Source organism: Curtobacterium oceanosedimentum, assembly GCF_020297365.1.
GTDB lineage: Bacteria > Actinomycetota > Actinomycetes > Actinomycetales > Microbacteriaceae > Curtobacterium.
Genome location: NZ_JAIXIG010000002.1, coordinates 25,830 through 43,258 on the forward strand (window position 1 = coordinate 25,830; position 17,429 = coordinate 43,258).

The window sequence follows — 17,429 nt, forward strand, 5'->3', positions numbered from 1 at the left end:
CGCCGTCTCCCGCCGCCGCACCGGGGCGGGCGGCTCGTGCAACCCGTGAGCGCTGCCGCGGGCGCAGGACACCAGCCAGGTCCCGCACCGGGTTCGTCCGCACGAGTGCCGTCCCAGTAGGCTCTCAGGGTTTTCGTCCCACGGAAGGTTGCCCTCGTGAACATCAGCGACTATGCCGCCGGCTTCGCAGAAGACCCCGGCTACCTCGACCACGCTGCGTTCGGCCCCGTGCAGACCGCCGTGCTCGAGGAGCAGCGCGTGCTCGGCACCATCCAGGCGCACATGCGCTTCGGGTCGATGGAGACCCTCGACGAGCAGGACGCCCGCGTCCGCGCCGTCGCCGCACGTCTGGTCGGTCGCCGCGAGGACCAGGTCGTCTCGCAGCCGGCGACGACCCCGGGCCTGCTGCACACCGCCTTCGGGCTGACCGGCGGCGTGCTGGTGTCCGCCGACGAGTACCCGTCGCTGCCGCTCGCACTCGCCAGCGCCGCTTCGGCCACCGGCGGGCGGGTGCAGCCCGTCGTCATCGAGTCGGGTGCCGGCTGGGTGACCCCCGAGCTGATCCGTGACCGCCTGACCGACGAGGTGACCGCCGTCGCGGTGTCCCTGGTCGACTGGCGCACCGGCTACCTGACCGACCTCGCCGCCATCCGCGAGGTCATCGGGGACCGCCTGCTCGTCGTCGACGCGATCCAGGGCTTCGGCGTCGTCGACGCTCCGTACGAGGTCGCCGACGTCGTCGCCACCGGCGGCCAGAAGTGGCTGCACGCCGGGTGGGGCACCGGGTTCGTCGCGTTCAGCGACCGTGCGCTGAACCGCCTGCGTCCGGCGCTGTCCGGTCCGCACGGCACCTCGGGCTGGCCCGCCGAGGTACCGTCCGTCCGTCCGGGTGCCGCCGGGTACCAGATGTCCCGCATCGACCCCGTCGCCCAGGCCCGGCTGGCCGTGTCCCTCGAGCGCCTCACCGCGGTGGGTGTCCGCGCGGTGGCCGAGCGTGTGTCCGAGCGGGTCGAGCGCGTCTTCGCGATCGCCGACGAGTTCGGGCTCGAGGTCGAGTCGAGCCGCGACCCCGCCGAGCGCGCCGGCATCGTCGTGCTGCGCCCGGCGCAGGGCAGACTGACGGCGCTCTCCGCGGCGATGCACAACCACGGCGTGACGGCGACGACGCGGCTCGGTGTCGCCCGGGTGTCGGTCTTCGCGTCGACCACGGACGCGACGCTCGACATGTTCCGCGACGCCTGCGTCTCGTACGCCACCATGCAGTAGCAGCGTCTCGTGTCGCCCGTCCGCAGCCGGCGAGCGGTCACCACACCCCGCTCACGTCCGCCGGGTGGTCACCACCTGTCGGCTGGCACCGTCGCACCCGACGGTTCGTGACCAGTCGGGGCGACCCGCCCGACCGCGGCGCGAGCCGCGCTCGCGTTGTTCAGACGCGCGACACCTGGGCAACCGCGTGTCGCTGCCGGGCTGTCGGAGGCCGGACGTACGTTGTCCCCATCGGGCACCGCGCCCGATCGAAGCGGCCACGCAACGGTGCTTCGGGACCGCTCCAGTGGCCGCGTTCGAGGACATGGACCGGGCCGGTCGCGGCCCGGGGATGGAGTGGTCGTGACCTCTCAGAACGTCTCTCGCGGAACGCAGCACCAGCACACCGCGGACTCGTCCACATCGGTCGCCCAGCGCACGTACGTGCTCGACACATCGGTGCTCCTCAGCGATCCGCGGGCACTGTTCCGCTTCGCCGAGCACGCGGTCGTCCTGCCCGTGGTCGTCGTCAGCGAGCTCGAGTCGAAGCGCAACGACCCGGAGATCGGGTACTTCGCCCGGCAGGCCCTGCGGCTGCTCGACGAACTGCGCATCGAACACGAACGGCTCGACTTCCCGATCGCACTCGGCGACGGCGGCTCGTTCCGGGTCGAGCTGAACCACTCGAACCAGTCCGTCCTGCCGTCGGGGCTGCAGCTCGGCGACAACGACTCGCGGATCCTCGCGGTGGCCTCGAACCTGCAGAACGACGGGCTCGACGTGGTCGTCGTCTCGAAGGACCTGCCCCTGCGGGTGAAGGCGTCGTCGATCGGCATGGCGGCCGAGGAGTACCGCGCCGAGCTCGCCGTCGACTCCGGCTACACGGGCATCGCCGACCTGCAGGTCTCCGGCGAGCAGATGGCCCACCTGTACGAGACGGAGGAGATCCGCTCCGCCGATCTCACGGACGTCCCCGTGAACACCGGGGTCGTCATCCACTCCGAGCGGGGGTCGGCGCTGGGCCGGGTGCACGTCGCCGGTGCCGTGTCCCTGGTGCGCGGTGACCGCGAGGTGTTCGGGCTGCGCGGTCGCTCGGCCGAGCAGCGGCTGGCGATCGACGCCCTGCTCGACCCCGAGATCGGCATCGTGTCCCTGGGCGGCAGCGCCGGCACCGGCAAGTCGGCGCTCGCCCTGTGCGCCGGGCTCGAGGCGGTGCTCGAACGACAGCAGCACAAGAAGATCATGGTGTTCCGACCCCTGTACGCGGTGGGTGGGCAGGATCTGGGCTTCCTGCCCGGGGACGCTGGCGAGAAGATGAACCCGTGGGCCCAGGCGGTGTACGACACCCTCGGGTCGGTGGTGTCCGACAACGTCCTCGACGAGGTGATCGAGCGCGGCCTGATCGAGGTGCTGCCCCTCACGCACATCCGCGGACGGTCCCTGCACGACGCGTTCGTGATCGTGGACGAGGCCCAGTCGCTCGAGCGGAACGTCCTGCTCACGATGCTCTCGCGCATCGGCCAGAACTCGCGGGTCGTGCTCACCCACGACGTCGCGCAGCGGGACAACCTGCGGGTCGGGCGGCACGACGGCATCGCCTCGGTGATCGAGCGGCTCAAGGGGCACCCGCTGTTCGCGCACGTCACGCTGACGCGATCCGAGCGGTCCGCCATCGCCGCCCTGGTCACGGACCTGCTCGACTCGCCCGACCTGCCGTAGCGGCGGGCGGCGGGTCTTCGCGCTCACCGACAGGTCACGCGCCTCCAGGCGCGTGACCTGTCGCTCAGTGCGTGAGGCGGGTCGAGCTGCCACCGGACGGACGGGAGGCCCGGTGCCAGCTGGCACCGGGCCTCCCGTCCGGTGTGTGCGTGTGTGTGCGTCAGTTCGGGTGCGTCATGGACAGCACGTCGAGCGCCTCGTCGAGCTGCGCCTCGGTGACCTCGCCACGCTCGACGTGGCCGAGGGCCACGACGGCTTCGCGCACGGTGATGCCCTCGGCGACGGCGTACTTCGCGACCTTGGCAGCAGCCTCGTAGCCGATGACCCGGTTGAGCGGGGTGACGATCGACGGGGACGACTCCGCGAAGGCACGTGCCCGCTCGAGGTTCGCCTGCAGCCCGTCGATGGTCTTGTCGGCGAGCACGCGCGAGCTGTTCGCCAGCAGGCGGATCGACTCGAGCAGTGCCGTGCCCATCACCGGGATCGCGACGTTGAGCTCGAACGCACCGGAGGCGCCGGCCCAGGCGATAGTCGCGTCGTTGCCGATGACCCGGGCGCCGACCATGAGCGTGGCCTCGGGGATCACCGGGTTCACCTTGCCGGGCATGATCGACGAGCCCGGCTGCAGGTCGGGGATGTGCAGTTCTCCGAGGCCGGTGTTCGGGCCGGAACCCATCCAGCGCAGGTCGTTGTTGATCTTGGTCAGGCTGACCGCGAGCACCCGGAGCGCCCCGGACGCCTCGACCAGGGCGTCGCGCGCGCCCTGCGCCTCGAAGTGGTCGACGGCCTCGGTGATCGGCAGGTCGGTGTCGCTCGCGAGCTGGGCGATGACCCGCTGCGGGAAGCCCGTCGGGGTGTTGATGCCGGTGCCGACCGCGGTACCGCCGAGCGGGACCTCGGCGACGCGGGGGAGCGTGGCCTGCACGCGCTCGATGCCGAGGCGGATCTGCCGTGCGTAGCCGCCGAACTCCTGGCCGAGGGTGACCGGGGTGGCGTCCATCAGATGCGTGCGCCCGGACTTCACGGCATCCGCCCAGAGGGTCGCCTTCGCCTCGAGCGACTCGGCGAGGTGCTCGAGCGCGGGCACGAGCGTGCGGATGAGCGCCTCGGTCACGGCGACGTGCACCGAGGTCGGGAAGACGTCGTTCGACGACTGCGAGGCGTTGACGTGGTCGTTCGGGTGGACGGACGACCCCGCGATGTCGGACGCCAGCGTCGCGAGCACCTCGTTCATGTTCATGTTCGACGAGGTGCCGCTGCCGGTCTGGTACACGTCGACGGGGAACTGGTCGTGGTGCTGGCCGCCGATGACCAGGTCCGCCGCCCGCGCCACGGCGTCCGCCACGGCCGGTTCGACGATGCCGAGCTCGCCGTTCACGATCGCCGCCGCACGCTTGATGCGGGCGAGGGCGACGATCTGCGCCGACTCGAGCCCCGTACCGGAGATGGGGAAGCTCTCGACCGCACGCTGGGTCTGGGCGCGGTAGAGCGCCGACTTCGGGACCCGCACCTCGCCCATGGTGTCGTGCTCGATGCGGAACTCGGTCTCGGTGGTGTCGGTCACGTCGTCGTGGTCCTTCCTGGGGTGCTCGCCGGTCGCGGTCGCGCCGGCCCGTGCTCGCGCCCCGGGGTCGCCGGGGCGGGCGTCGTGGTGGTCGGTCAGACCTGGCCCACGACGGTGTCGATGGTGACCTCGCCCGTCGCGAGGTCGTAGGTCGCCCCGACGACGGCCAATCTACCCTCGGCGATCGCGTCCGAGACGGCGCCGGAGCGCTCGATCACCTGGCGGAGCGTGCCCTCGAGGTGGGCGGCGCCGACGGCTTCCTGCGGCAGCTCCGGGTCGGTGGCGCGGACGCGCTCGACGCTCGGTGCGATGGCGTCGACCAGGGCCTGCAGGTGCGGCGCCGGGACGGGTTCGCCGGAGCGCGCGGCCGCGACGGCACCGCACCCGGTGTGGCGCAGCACGACGACCAGGGGCGTGCCCAGAGCGACGACCGCGAACTCGATCGAGCCGAGCACGACGTCGTCGACGATCTGCCCGGCGTTGCGGATGGCGAAGAGGTCCCCGATGCCGGCGTCGAACACGTGCTCGAACGGCACCCGCGAGTCCGAGCAGCCCAGGACGGTCGCGAACGGCGCCTGCGACCCCTCGAGCTCGGTCCGGCGGTCGGGGTCGATGCGCCCCATCCGGCGCTTGTCGGCGGCGAAACGCGCGTTGCCCTCGACGAGCAGGCGCAGGGCGTCGGACGGGGTGGAAGCGGCACGGTCGGGCATGGGGCTCCTCGGGTGAGTGGGTCGGGTTCGGGGCGGCTGCGGAGGTGGGTGCTGCTACTCGTCCAGCTGCCGGGCGACGGCCGTCGCGACCGTGCGGAAGGACGCGTCGTCGGCCGTGCCGGAGAGCACGATCGTGTCCTGCCCGAAGGTCGACACGAGCGAGTACGCGTGGTTGCCGGCGTCGGAGCCCTCGCTCCGACGGTCGTACACGGTCCACTCGGTCGAGCCGATCGTGCGCGTGCCGGTCGCGGGGCGCTGGTCGAGCTGGTTGGCGACCCACGAGGCGTTGGCGTCGATGCCCTGCTGCAGGCCGAGGTACTGCTTGTCCGGGGTGACGAGTCCGACGGTCCAGACGTCGACCCCGTCGGTGGTCTTGCTCGCGAAGTCCGCGCGGTTCGAGCTGAAGCCGTCGGGCAGGGTGGGCGCGGCGAGCGTGACGTCGTCGACGTTCGCCTTCGCCGCCACCTGCTGGTAGTCGACCGAGCGGTCGACGGTGTTGTCGGGACGTACGACCACCGCGACCAGCACCAGCACGATGGCCAGGGAAGCGACGAGGGCGATGACCAGGTTGAAGGCGGTCTGGTGCTGTCGGCGGGCGGTCCGGGCGGCGTCCTTGCGGGCCCAGGTCTCCTCCGGCGTCTCGGGGCGACCGAGCTCCGCGACGATCGGGCGGCCGTTCGCGTCGGTCATCGGCCGGAGCCGTCCTCGGCGCTGCTGGCGGCGCGGGCTGCGTCGAGGCGTGCGCGGGCACCGACCAACCACTCCTCGCACCGCGCGGCGAGGGCCTCGCCCCGCTCCCACAGTGCGAGCGAGCGTTCGAGGGTGGCGGACCCCTGCTCGAGCTCGCTCACCACGCGCACGAGTTCGTCGCGGGCTGCTTCGTAGCTCAGCGACTGGACGTCGGTCTGCTCGGGTTCCTGCTGGGATGGCACGGGTCGATCCTACCGAGCGTCGACTCGTGCCCGGCCGTGACGGGTGCGCCTGTGGAGAACTCCCACGGCGTTCACGGGGCCGCCGGACCGGAGCCGTCCGGACCGGGGCCCTCGGGCTCGAGCGTGCCCGTCGCGGTGCCGGCCCCGAGCGTCACCTGCACGGCCGTCGGACCGGTCAGGTCGGCCGCCCCGCGGACCACTCCGCCGTCGGTGCGCTGCACGATCGCGTAGCCCCGACGCAGGGTGTCCCGCGGTGAGAGCGCGCGGAGCCGCGCGGTGAGGTGGCCGACCTCGGAGTGACCGCGTTCGAGCCGGCGGTCGAGGAGCTCCCGGGCACGGGACAGGTCGCGGGCGACCTCTTCCGCGCGGGTGTCGACGAGCCACGCGGTCGAGGCGAGCGCCGGCCGCGACCGGAGCGCGGCCAGCCGGTCCGCCTCGACCGACAGCGTGTGGGAGAGGCGCAGGCCCAGCCGGGCACGGGCCTGTCGCACGTTCGCCAGCTCCTCGGCGACGTCGGGCACGACCCGCTTGGCCGCGTCGGTCGGGGTCGAGGCGCGCAGGTCGGCGACCTCGTCGAGGATGGGCCGGTCGGCCTCGTGGCCGATGGCGGAGACGATGGGCGTCGACGCGGACGCCGCCGCGCGGACGAGTCCTTCGTCGCTGAACCCGAGCAGGTTCTGGAAGTCACCGCCACCGCGGGCGATGATGATGACGTCGACCTCGGGGTCGGCGTCGAGCTCGAGGATCGCGGCCGTGACCTCGCCGACGGTCCGTTCGCCCTGCACGGCGGTGTGCACGGTGCGGAACTCCACCTGGGGCCAGCGCAGCTGCGCGTTCCGCTTGACGTCCTTCTCGGCGTCGGAGTCCTTGCCGGTGACGAGTCCGATGCGGTGCGGCAGGAACGGCAGGCGCTTCTTGCGGGCGGGGTCGAACAGGCCCTCCTCGGCCAGGGTGCGGCGCAGGCGTTCGAGCCGTTCGAGCAGGTCGCCGAGGCCGACGTGCTTCATCTCGACGACCTGCATGGTGAGCGAGCCGCCCTTGACCCAGTAGTTCGGCTTGAGCGCCGCCACCACGCGGTCGCCCTGCTTGATGTCGGCCGGCACCCGGGAGCGCACGCTCGACCAGATGGAGAACGACACGGTGGCGTCGACCTCGACGTCCTTGAGCTTGCCGTAGACGTTGCCGCCGGCGACGTTCCACTGCGTGATCTCGCCCTCGACCCAGGCGGTGCCGAGGCGGTCGATCCAGTCCCGGAGCTTCGCGCCGAGGAGCGCCACGGGCCACGGGTTGTCGGCCGTCGGCGGGCCCTGTTCGATCGCCATGTCGCTCCTTGTCCAACTGGGACGTCCATCGTGCACGAGACCGGTGACAGGGGTCGTCCTCGGGTTCTCCACAGGGGCCTGCACGCCCAGGTCGCGCGCGTCCCGCTCACCTATCATCGGGGACGTGACGATCACCAACGGCCACACGGTCCCACTCGCCCCGCCGCGAGTGCACGCGGCGCGCGGTCGCCTGCGGGACGAACCGGTCGCCGGCCCGAAGAAGGTCCTGCTCGCGGCGCCCCGCGGGTACTGCGCGGGCGTGGACCGGGCGGTCGTCGCCGTCGAACAAGCGCTCGAGCAGTACGGCGAGCCCGTCTACGTCCGCAAGCAGATCGTCCACAACGTGCACGTGGTGTCGACGCTCGAGCAGCGTGGTGCCGTGTTCGTCGACGACGTGGCCGAGGTCCCGCGCGGCTCGCACGTCGTGTTCAGCGCGCACGGTGTCTCCCCGGCGGTCGTCGCCGGTGCTGCTGACCGCGACCTGCATGCCATCGACGCCACCTGCCCGCTCGTCACGAAGGTCCACCGCGAAGCCACCCGGTTCGCGAAGGCCGACCGCACCATCATCCTGATCGGGCACGCCGGCCACGAAGAGGTCGAGGGCACCATGGGGCACGCCCCGGACCGCACGATCCTGGTCAACGGCCCGGCGGACGTCGCCGCGCTCCAGGTCGACGATCCGGACAACCTCGTGTGGCTGTCGCAGACCACGCTGAGCGTCGACGAGACGATGGAGACCGTCCGCCTGCTGCGCGAGCGGTTCCCCGCCATCCAGGACCCGCCGTCGGACGACATCTGCTACGCCACCCAGAACCGCCAGGTCGCGATCAAGAAGGTCGCGCCGGCAGCCGACCTGGTGATCGTCGTCGGTTCGGCGAACTCGTCGAACAGCGTCCGCCTGGTCGAGGTCGCGCTCGAGCACGGCGCCCGTGCCGCGCACCGCGTGGACTACGCCGAGGAGATCCAGCAGGAGTGGCTCGACGGCGTCGGCACCGTCGGCGTCACGAGCGGTGCGTCCGTGCCGGAGGAACTCGTGGCCGAGGTGCTCGAGCAGCTCGCCGACGCGGGCTACGCCTCGGTCGAAGAGGTCGTCACCGCGCACGAGGACCTCATGTTCTCGCTCCCGAAGGAGCTCCGCACCGATGCGTCGGGCAACGCGACGCGCGCACTCGGCGGGCGTCGGGCATGAGCGGCGTGGGCAACTGGTCGTCGGTCCCGCGGCGTGAACCGGCGGACCAGGACCCCGGCACGAGCGTCGGCCTGGAGGCCCGTGGTGTGTCCACGATGTCGGCTCCCGTCACCGGGGACGGCCGACCCCAGGGCCGCCCGGCGCCCGGGTACGGCGAGTACGCGCCCGAGGGCTGGGTGAACCCGGTGCTCGTCGAGCAGGAACGGCAGGAGCAGGAACGCCAGGAGCGGGAGCGCCAGGCAGGGGAACAGCAGGACCCGGCTCCGGTCGCTCGCGTGCGCGACGGTGCTCGCGGCGGCCTCCCCGGCAGGGACGCTCCGTCCGGTACGGTCCCCGGCGGAGCGCAGCGGTCGATGGCGCGCAGCCGGTTCGGTCGGACCCCGGCCGACTTCGTGCTCACCGTCGGACTGCTCGCCTTCGGGCTCGTCTCCGTGGTGCAGTCCCTGTCCGTCGGACAGGTCGCCTCGACCGTGCGGCGCACCCTCGAGACCCAGTACACGGAGCTGAACGACCCGAGCGCGCTGAGCACGGCCGCTGCCGTCGTGGCGATCAGCAACGTCGTCGTGTTCGCCCTGGTCGCCTGGTGGTCCATCCGTCGGCTCCGCGCACAGAAGCGGACGTTCTGGGTGCCGCTCGTCGGCGCGGTCGTCGCCACGGCGGTCAGCACGATCGCGTTCGTCGTCGTGGTCATGCAGGACCCGGCCTTCGTCGACTTCATGCTGCGCCAGTCCGGCGTCTGACGGCCCGACGCCGCTGCCGCTGCCGCTGCCGCAGTCGCACCGCCTGGCGCAGCTGCCGCAGCCGAACGGTCACAATACGCCGCAGCCTCGACGCTGAGGGGTCACGTCGTGTCGCCCGGCGCCGGAGCGATCGACCGTTCGCGACCACTCGACCCTGCGCGCGCGGGGAGTCGTGACCAGTCGGCGCCGGGCCCAGGCGTGCCGTCGGGCCCGGCCGTCGGACTCCGCCCGTCGGGCCCGTCCCGTCGGACCCGTCCCGTCGGACTCCATCCGTCGGACCCGGCCCGTCGGACTCCGCCCGTCGGACTCGGCCCGTCGGACTCGGCCCGTCGGACTCGGCCCGTCGGACCCCGGCCAGCCGGAGCGCGCCGGAGGTCAGCCGGCCAGGAACGCGGCGACGGCCCCGTGCAGCGCCGCCAGGTCGTCGACGTGCACGAGCTCACGGATCGAGTGCATCGAGAGCAGCCCCACGCCGATGTCGATCGTCGGGATGCCGAGCCGGGTCGCCGCGATCGGGCCGATCGTCGAGCCGCCAGGGATGGTGTTCACGTTGACGAACGGCTGCCACGGCACCCCGGCCGTGTCGCAGGCCGCAGCCCAGACGGCCTCGCCCTTCGCCTCGGTCATGTAGCGCTGGTTCGCACTGATCTTCAGCAGCGGGCCGGCGCCGGGGCGCGGCCGGTTGGTCGGGTCGTGCTTCTCGGGCTGGTTCGGGTGCACCAGGTGCCCGGCGTCGCTCGACAGCAGCCACGAAGCGCGGAACGCCCGCGCCGCCTCGGAGCGGGAGGCGCCGAGGCCCTCCTGCACGCGGCCGAGCACGTCCTCCAGGAACGGTCCACCGGCACCGGAGGGCGTGGACGAGCCGATCTCCTCGTGGTCGAACGCCGCGAACACCGGGATGTGGTCGCCGTCGGCGGGGGCGTCGACGATGCCGCGGAGTCCGGCGTGCACGCTCGTCAGGTTGTCCATCCGACCGGACGCCAGGAACGCCGCGTCGATGCCGATCCGCGCCGGAGCCTGGGTGTCGGCGAGGAACAGGTCCCACGACACCGCACCCTCGCCGAGTCGGGCGCGGAGCCAGGACACCACGTCCGTGCCGCCGGCGTCGCCGTCCACGCCGACGATCGGCAGCGTGTGACGCTGGCGGTCGATCTCCTTGCCGTCGTTCACCCCGCGGTCCAGGTGGATGGCGAGGTTCGGGATCCGGGCGACGGCGTCGGTGCTGATCAGCCGCACGGAACCGTCGGCGTCGACGACCCGGCCGGCGATGCGGAGGTCGCGGTCGAACCAGGTCGACAGGAGCGCGCCGCCGTAGACCTCGACGTTCAGCTGCTCCCACCCGCCGGTGCGGACACCCGGGTTCGGCTTGATGCGGAACCCGGGGGAGTCGGTGTGGGCTCCGAGGATCCGGAACGGCGTCGTCGCCGTGGCACCGGACGGCAGTCGCCATGCGATGACCGCACCGTCGCGGACCACCACGTACGCACCCGGCTCGGTCGGCCAGGCGTCGAGCTCGGACAGCTCGGTGAACCCGGCCCGCACGAGGCGGTCCCGGGCGACCGCTGCCGCGTGGAACGCGGTGGGCGACTCGGTGACGAACTGGGCGAACTCGGAGGCGATGGCGTCGACGGTCACCCGCCCATCGTGTCACGCGGTCAGGGCGACCCGACGCAGAACGGGGCGCGTCCGTCGGACGCACCCCGTTCCTCCCGGCCGGTGGACCCGACCCGACGGACCTGCTCAGCCCTGGGTGTGACCAGCCGACCCGAGGACCTTCGCGGCCTCGCCGACACGGGCCGCCATGGCGGTCTCGGCGACCTTGCCCCAGGCGCGGGGGTCGTACTGCTTCTTGTTGCCGACCTCGCCGTCGATCTTCAGCACGCCCTCGTAGTTGCGGAACATCGAGTCGGCGATCGAGCGCGTGAACGCGTACTGCGTGTCCGTGTCGATGTTCATCTTGATGACGCCGTTGCGGACGGCCTCGTGGATCTCGTCGTCGGTCGAGCCGGAGCCGCCGTGGAACACGAGGTCGAGCGGGTTCTCACCGGTGCCGTGCTTCGCCGCGACGGAGGCCTGGATCTCGCCGAGGAGCTCGGGGCGCAGCTTCACGTTGCCCGGCTTGTACACGCCGTGCACGTTGCCGAAGGTGAGTGCGGCGATCCAGCGGCCCTTGTCGCCCAGGCCGAGCGCGTCGACGACCTTCTCGACGTCGTTCGGGGTCGTGTAGAGCGCGTCGTTCGTGCCCTCGTGCTCGACGCCGTCCTCTTCGCCGCCGACGACGCCGATCTCGACCTCGAGGATCGCGTTGATGTTGCGCGTCTTCGACAGCATCGTCTTCGCGATCTCGATGTTCTCGTCGAGCGGCACGGCCGAGCCGTCCCACATGTGCGACTGGAAGATCGGGTTGCGACCGGCGCGGACCTCTTCCTCGCTGGCGGCGATGAGCGGCAGGACGAAGCCGTCGAGGGCGTCCTTCGGGCAGTGGTCGGTGTGCAGGGCGACCGTGATGTCGTAGTTCTTCGCGACCTCGTGGGCGAACTTCGCCATCGCGAGGGCACCCGCGGCGCGGTTCTTCACCGTGTGGCCGGCGAAGTAGTCGGCACCGCCCGTCGTGACCTGGAGGATGCCGTCCGAGCCGGCTTCCTGCAGACCCTGGAGGACCGCGTTGATGGTCTGGGACGAGGACACGTTGACCGCGGGGTACGCGAACTTGCCCGCCTTCGCGCGTTCGATCATCTCGGCGTACTGTTCCGGCGTTGCGATGGGCACGTGGATCTCCTTCGACTTCGATGGTGTCCCCGCCGATCGTAGTCAGAAGCTCTGGAGGCGCGGTGCGGTCCGGGCGGTTCGCTCACTCCCGGTGTGCACGTGCGTTCACGGGCCCCCGGTCGGGACCCCGGATCGGCCGCCGGTCGCTAGGCTCGATCCGTGACTCCCACGACGGAAACCGGCTCCCTGTTCCTCCAGCCCGACCGCAACCTCGCGCTCGAGCTCGTGCGTGCGACGGAGGCCGCGGCGATCCGTGCGCAGCCGTGGGTCGGCCGTGGTGAGAAGAACCTCGCCGACGGCGCCGCGGTGGACGCGATGCGCAAGTTCCTCGGCACGGTGAACTTCGACGGCGTCGTGGTGATCGGTGAGGGCGAGAAGGACAACGCCCCGATGCTCTACAACGGCGAGCACGTCGGCAACGGGCACGGCCCGGCCTGCGACATCGCGGTCGACCCGATCGACGGCACCTCGCTGACCGCCGCCGGCCGCCAGAACGCCATCTCCGTGATGGCCGTCTCGGACCGCGGCTCGATGTACGACCCGTCTGCCGTGTTCTACATGGACAAGATCGCTGCCGGCCCCGAGGGTCGCGGTGTCCTGGACCTCGAGAAGCCGATCGGTGACAACATCCGCGCGCTGGCGAAGGCCAAGGGCAAGGACCTCGAGGACATGGTCGTCGCCGTGCTCGACCGTCCCCGCCACGACGAGCTGATCCGCGCCATCCGTGCGACCGGTGCCGGCACGCGCCTGCTGCTCGACGGCGACGTCGCCGGTGGCATCGCCGCCGCCCTGCCCGGCTCGACCATCGACATGTGCGTCGGTGTCGGCGGCACCCCGGAGGGCATCATCACGGCGTGCGCGATCAAGGCGCTCGGCGGCGTGATCCTCGGCAAGTTGCAGCCGAAGGACGACGAGGAGCGCGAGCGCGCGATCGCCGCTGGCCACGACCTGGACAAGGTCCTCGACCAGGACGACCTGGTCACCGGCGACAACACATTCTTCGTCGCCACCGGTGTCACCGACGGCGTCCTGGTCGACGGGGTCCGTCGTTCGCGCGGTGTCATCCACACCGACTCGCTCGTGCTCCGCTCGCGCTCGAACACGATCCGCCGGATCCAGGCGGACCACCGTGCGGAGAAGTGGTTCTAGGCCGGACGTTCTTCCGCAGTTCGCTTCGCGCCCCCTGACAGTCGTCGCGCCCCCGCACTCCGGGGCGCGACGCCCGCACGGGGGCGCGACTCGTTGCGGGGCTCGGGCGGTGGGAGCGGGCAGGACGAGGGAGCAGTCAGTCCTCGTCGACCGCGCCGACGAGCTCCGGCGCCGTCAGCAACCGCGGCTCGTCCTCGATGGACGCCGGGTCCGCGATGACCTTCGACTCGTCGAGCAGCGACAACCGTCGGGCACTCGGCAGGACCTGTCGTTCGAGCGACCCCACGAACCGGTTGTAGTCGACCACCGAACCGCGGATCGAGCGGCCGAGCTTGTCGACGTGCCCGGCCATCGTCGAGAGCCGGCCGTACAGCTCACGGGAGACCCGGAAGAGCTCGTGCGCCTCCTGCGACACGACGTCCTGCTGCCACGAGAACGCCACCGTCTTGAGCACCGACCACAGGGTCACGGGTGAAGCGAGCGCGATGCGTTTGCGGAAGGCGTGGTCGAGCAGACCGGGGTCGGCGGCGAGGGCGCTCGACACGAGCGACTCGGACGGGATGAACGCGACGGTGAGCTCGGGGGATGCGTCGTACCCGGTCCAGTACTCGCGGGCGGCCAGGGCGTCGACGTGCGCGCGGAGCGCCTTGACGTGCTGCGCGATGAGCTGGTCACGGCGCGCACCCTCGGCACCGGTCGCGGTCGCGGGGATCTCGGCCGCCTGCAGGTAGGCACTGAACGGCACCTTGGCGTCGACGGCGATGGTCTTGCCGCCGGGCAGGTGCACGACCATGTCGGGGCGCGCGGTGCCGACGGCGGTCGTGACGGAGGACTGCACGTCGAAGTCGACCCGCTCCAGCAGGCCGGCGGCCTCGACCACGTTGCGCAGCTGGGTCTCGCCCCAGACCCCGCGCGTGCTGTTCGACGACAGGGCACTCGCCAGGGTGTCCGCGGTGGCGCGGAGGCGTTCCTCGGACTCGGCGGCCGAGCGCAGCTGGGCGGACAGCGCGCCGTACTGCTCGCTGCGCGACTGTTCGAGCTCGGCGATCTTCGTGCGCATGACGTCGAGGGTCTGCGCCACCGGGCTCAGCGCGGAGAGCACCTTCGACTCGTTCTGGTTCCGGGCGGCGTCGACGCCGTGCATCCGTTGCACCAGGTGCTCGAGCTCGGCGGACCGACGCTCGAGCGAGTCGACCTGCCGGCGGTACTGGGCGTCCTGCGCGTCGAGGCGCTCCTCGGCGTCGTGGCGCGCGGCCTCGAGCTGCCCGCGCAGCGCCTCGGCGGTCGCACGGGCCGAGGCGGCGTCGACGCCAGCGCGCGAGCGGGCGAGCGACCAGGCGACGACCGCCCCGACGGCGACGCCGATCAGGAGACCGATGACCAGGGCGAGGATCTGCATGACGTGACCTTGGCAGACCCCACCGACACCGCGCCTCCCGGCTGCTCGTCCAGCCGACGTCAGTCGGCGAAGACCATGGGCCGGTTGGACAGCCGCGGCTGGTTCGCGGCCCGCGGCTTGTCGGCGCGCACCCGTACCGGCGCGATCGTCACTCGGGTGACCGCCCCGAGCGCCTCGACCGTCTCGACCCCGTGGTGCCCGGCGGCGTGCACGACGATCGCGGCACAGGCCTCGGCGTCGGCAGCGGCGTCGTGGTGCTGAAAGCCCTCGAACCCGGCGGCCATCGCGGCGACCGGCAGGCGGTAGGAGTCGAGCGTGTAGGTCTTTCGGGCAACGGCCAGGGAGCACAGCGAGTGGTGCTCGGCCAGGTCGATGCCCGTCGCGGAGCACCCGCCGGCGATGACCCCCATGTCGAAGCGGGCGTTGTGCGCCACCAGCACGTCGCCCTCCGCGAAGGCGACCAGGTCGGGGTACTGCTGCTCCCACGTCTTGGCGTGCGTGACGTCCTCGGCGACGATCCCGTGGATGCGCGTGTTCCACTCGAGGAAGGCGTCGTGGCCGAGCGGCGGGCGGATGAACCACGAGGCCCGGTCGACGACCCGTCCGGCGCGGACCTTCACGAGTCCGACGGAGCACGCACTGGCGGGCGAGCTGTTGGCGGTCTCGAAGTCGATCGCGGTGAAGTTCAACGGCACGCTCTCGATCGTCGCACGCGGTGCCGACATCGTCGGAACGCCCGCTCGGCGTTGCGGCCCTACTGTGGGGCGATGGGGACCGACGCCGATGATCGCCCGCTCGTGCTGGTGCTGGCCGGAGCGGGGTACGGGCAGCAGGCACCACTGCTGTGGTGGTCGCGCCAGATCGCCGTCTCGAGCGGGTGCGATGTCGTCGCTCCTGCCTGGTCCGTCGACGAGGCCGCCGCTGCCGAACCGGTGTCGTTCGTCGAGGCCGCGGTGGGCTCGGCACTCGGCGATCGTCTGCCCGACCTGGTCGTCGCGAAGTCGTTCGGGTGCTTCGCCCTGCCCTGGGCGATCCGCCACGAGGTCCCCGGGGTCTGGCTGACGCCGGTCCTCACCCACGATGACGTCGCCACGGCGCTCGCAGCTGCGACCGACGCGCACGACGCGATCGGGGGTGGTGAGGACCGGCTGTGGCGGCCGGGACGGGCGTCGGGGACGGCTGCGCGCCTCCAGACCGTCGCCGGAGCCGACCACACGCTGCAGGTCCCGGGGGACTGGCGGAGGTCGCAGCAGCTGCACGCGGACGTCCTCGACGTCGTGGAGCGCCGCATCGCTGCCCTTCGCCCGGCAGCGACGACGGACTAGCCTCGGCACATGAGGGAACCGCAGGACATGGACGAGCTGCTGGCACAGGCCGATCCCGTCGACGCAGCGCCGCACACCGCCCGACGGGCGGTCGGGCTGGCGACCGCGCTCCTCGCGTCCGGCGCAGCCGTCGCGATCGCGCTGACCGGGTCGGCCCACGGCCTCCTGGTCGCGGTCCTGTGGTTGGCCACGCTGGGCGGGTCGCGTCCGCTGTTCTGACGGACGGACTGGAGGCACGGGTCGGCTCCGGCGTGCGGCCGCCGGTAGGCTGTGCTCCCGTGGCTCTCACCATCGGAATCGTCGGTCTCCCGAACGTCGGCAAGTCGACCCTGTTCAACGCCCTGACCAAGAACCAGGTCCTCGCCGCGAACTACCCGTTCGCGACGATCGAGCCGAACGTCGGGGTGGTGAACCTGCCCGACTCGCGGCTCGACGAGCTCGCAGAGCTCTTCCACTCCGAGAAGACCGTGCCGGCGCCGGTGTCGTTCGTCGACATCGCGGGCATCGTCAAGGGCGCGAGTGAGGGCGAGGGGCTCGGCAACAAGTTCCTCGCGAACATCCGCGAGGCCGACGCCATCGCGCAGGTCGTCCGCGGCTTCACCGATGACGACGTCGTGCACGTGGCGAACAAGGTCTCGCCGAAGGACGACCTCGAGGTCATCAACACCGAGCTGATCCTCGCCGACATGGAGACCATCGACAAGGCGCTCCCGCGGTACGAGAAGATGCTCAAGCTGAAGCAGGCCGAGCCGATCGTGCTCGAGACCGCTCGCGAGGCCCGTGCCGCACTCGAGCAGGGCACGCTGCTGTCGGCCACCTCGATCGACCTGTCGCCGATCGCCGAGCTCGGGCTCCTGTCCGCCAAGCCGTTCATCTTCGTCTTCAACGTCGACGAGGCGATCCTGACCGACAATGCCCGCAAGGCCGAGCTCGCCGCGCTCGTCGCCCCGGCGAAGGCGGTGTTCCTCGACGCCCAGGTCGAGTCGGAACTCATCGACCTCGACCCGGCCGACGCCGCGGAGCTGCTCGAGTCGACCGGCCAGACCGAGTCGGGACTCGACCAGCTCGCGCGCATCGGGTTCGACACCCTCGGGCTGCAGACCTACCTGACGGCCGGTCCGAAGGAAGCCCGCGCGTGGACGATCGGCAAGGGGTGGAAGGCTCCCCAGGCCGCCGGCGTCATCCACACCGACTTCGAGAAGGGCTTCATCAAGGCCGAGGTCATCTCGTTCGAGGACCTGGTGGAGACCGGTTCCATAGCCGAGGCCCGCGCTGCCGGCAAGGCCCGCATCGAGGGCAAGGACTACGTCATGCAGGACGGCGACGTGGTGGAGTTCCGCTTCAACAACTAGGTGGTCGTGCTGCG

General features: G+C 71.7%; 17 protein-coding genes. 8 read left to right on the forward strand and 9 right to left on the reverse strand.

What is annotated here, in order from left to right:
• Window positions 1-156: 156 nt before the first annotated feature.
• Window positions 157-1,266 carry an aminotransferase class V-fold PLP-dependent enzyme gene (locus LEL83_RS00975; RefSeq protein WP_225557401.1) on the forward strand — a complete coding sequence of 370 codons (1,110 nt, stop codon included), beginning with the start codon at window positions 157-159 and terminating at the stop codon, window positions 1,264-1,266.
• A 336-nt stretch (window positions 1,267-1,602) separates the two neighbouring features.
• Window positions 1,603-2,964 (forward strand): RNA 5'-3' helicase PhoH2, encoded by a 1,362-nt coding sequence (gene phoH2 / locus LEL83_RS00980; RefSeq protein WP_225557402.1) that lies wholly within the window; start codon window positions 1,603-1,605, stop codon window positions 2,962-2,964.
• Between the two features lie 160 nt (window positions 2,965-3,124).
• Here the strand turns inward: phoH2 and LEL83_RS00985 are convergent, their stop codons facing one another.
• The 5 genes from LEL83_RS00985 to xseA all read right to left on the reverse strand — a co-directional run bounded on the left by LEL83_RS00985 (window position 3,125) and on the right by xseA (window position 7,492).
• The gene (locus LEL83_RS00985; RefSeq protein WP_225557403.1) at window positions 3,125-4,528 is read right to left on the reverse strand and encodes a class II fumarate hydratase; all 1,404 of its coding nucleotides are present in this window, start codon (window positions 4,526-4,528) and stop codon (window positions 3,125-3,127) included.
• 95 nt (window positions 4,529-4,623) lie between these two features.
• On the reverse strand, window positions 4,624-5,238 hold the full coding sequence (locus LEL83_RS00990; RefSeq protein WP_225557405.1) for a carbonic anhydrase: 615 nt from the start codon (window positions 5,236-5,238) through the stop codon (window positions 4,624-4,626).
• 54 nt (window positions 5,239-5,292) lie between these two features.
• Window positions 5,293-5,928 carry a DUF4245 domain-containing protein gene (locus LEL83_RS00995; protein ID WP_225557406.1) on the reverse strand — a complete coding sequence of 212 codons (636 nt, stop codon included), beginning with the start codon at window positions 5,926-5,928 and terminating at the stop codon, window positions 5,293-5,295.
• Complete coding sequence (locus tag LEL83_RS01000; protein WP_198657851.1) at window positions 5,925-6,170, reverse strand: exodeoxyribonuclease VII small subunit; 246 nt, start codon at window positions 6,168-6,170, stop codon at window positions 5,925-5,927. The genes LEL83_RS00995 and LEL83_RS01000 overlap by 4 nt, the downstream gene beginning before the upstream one ends.
• 71 nt (window positions 6,171-6,241) lie before the next feature.
• Window positions 6,242-7,492, reverse strand: coding sequence for an exodeoxyribonuclease VII large subunit (gene xseA, locus LEL83_RS01005; protein WP_225557407.1), 1,251 nt, complete (start codon window positions 7,490-7,492; stop codon window positions 6,242-6,244).
• A gap of 124 nt (window positions 7,493-7,616) precedes the next feature.
• Between xseA and LEL83_RS01010 the strand changes: the two genes are divergently transcribed.
• Together LEL83_RS01010 and LEL83_RS01015 are read left to right on the forward strand one after the other, a co-directional pair.
• Window positions 7,617-8,681, forward strand: a complete 1,065-nt coding sequence (locus LEL83_RS01010) for a 4-hydroxy-3-methylbut-2-enyl diphosphate reductase (RefSeq protein ID WP_372454423.1) — start codon at window positions 7,617-7,619, stop codon at window positions 8,679-8,681.
• Window positions 8,678-9,421 (forward strand): DUF6264 family protein, encoded by a 744-nt coding sequence (locus LEL83_RS01015; RefSeq protein WP_225557408.1) that lies wholly within the window; start codon window positions 8,678-8,680, stop codon window positions 9,419-9,421. The genes LEL83_RS01010 and LEL83_RS01015 overlap by 4 nt, the downstream gene beginning before the upstream one ends.
• A 375-nt stretch (window positions 9,422-9,796) precedes the next feature.
• Here LEL83_RS01015 and LEL83_RS01020 read toward each other — a convergent pair whose 3' ends face one another.
• A complete protein-coding gene (locus LEL83_RS01020) occupies window positions 9,797-11,056 on the reverse strand; it encodes a M18 family aminopeptidase (RefSeq protein WP_225557409.1) in 1,260 nt (419 codons plus the stop codon).
• 105 nt (window positions 11,057-11,161) lie between these two features.
• On the reverse strand, window positions 11,162-12,190 hold the full coding sequence (gene fbaA / locus LEL83_RS01025) for a class II fructose-bisphosphate aldolase (protein WP_198657855.1): 1,029 nt from the start codon (window positions 12,188-12,190) through the stop codon (window positions 11,162-11,164).
• 159 nt (window positions 12,191-12,349) lie between these two features.
• On the opposite strand from fbaA, the gene glpX reads away from it, so the two are divergent.
• Complete coding sequence (gene glpX, locus LEL83_RS01030; protein WP_017886722.1) at window positions 12,350-13,339, forward strand: class II fructose-bisphosphatase; 990 nt, start codon at window positions 12,350-12,352, stop codon at window positions 13,337-13,339.
• 136 nt (window positions 13,340-13,475) lie between these two features.
• On the opposite strand, the gene LEL83_RS01035 is transcribed toward glpX, so the two are convergent.
• Window positions 13,476-14,738 (reverse strand): DNA recombination protein RmuC, encoded by a 1,263-nt coding sequence (locus tag LEL83_RS01035; protein ID WP_225557411.1) that lies wholly within the window; start codon window positions 14,736-14,738, stop codon window positions 13,476-13,478.
• A gap of 59 nt (window positions 14,739-14,797) precedes the next feature.
• Window positions 14,798-15,433 (reverse strand): exonuclease domain-containing protein, encoded by a 636-nt coding sequence (locus tag LEL83_RS01040; protein ID WP_225557412.1) that lies wholly within the window; start codon window positions 15,431-15,433, stop codon window positions 14,798-14,800.
• A gap of 72 nt (window positions 15,434-15,505) precedes the next feature.
• On the opposite strand from LEL83_RS01040, the gene LEL83_RS01045 reads away from it, so the two are divergent.
• The 3 genes from LEL83_RS01045 to ychF are packed head-to-tail and all read left to right on the forward strand — an operon-like array spanning window position 15,506 to window position 17,415.
• Window positions 15,506-16,063: a hypothetical protein gene (locus LEL83_RS01045; protein WP_225557414.1), complete on the forward strand. Its 558-nt coding sequence runs from the start codon at window positions 15,506-15,508 to the stop codon at window positions 16,061-16,063.
• A gap of 9 nt (window positions 16,064-16,072) precedes the next feature.
• Window positions 16,073-16,282, forward strand: coding sequence for a hypothetical protein (locus LEL83_RS01050; RefSeq protein WP_225557415.1), 210 nt, complete (start codon window positions 16,073-16,075; stop codon window positions 16,280-16,282).
• 59 nt (window positions 16,283-16,341) lie between these two features.
• Entirely contained in the window at window positions 16,342-17,415 is a 1,074-nt protein-coding gene (gene ychF, locus LEL83_RS01055; protein WP_225557416.1) for a redox-regulated ATPase YchF, read from the forward strand.
• Window positions 17,416-17,429: the final 14 nt, after the last annotated feature.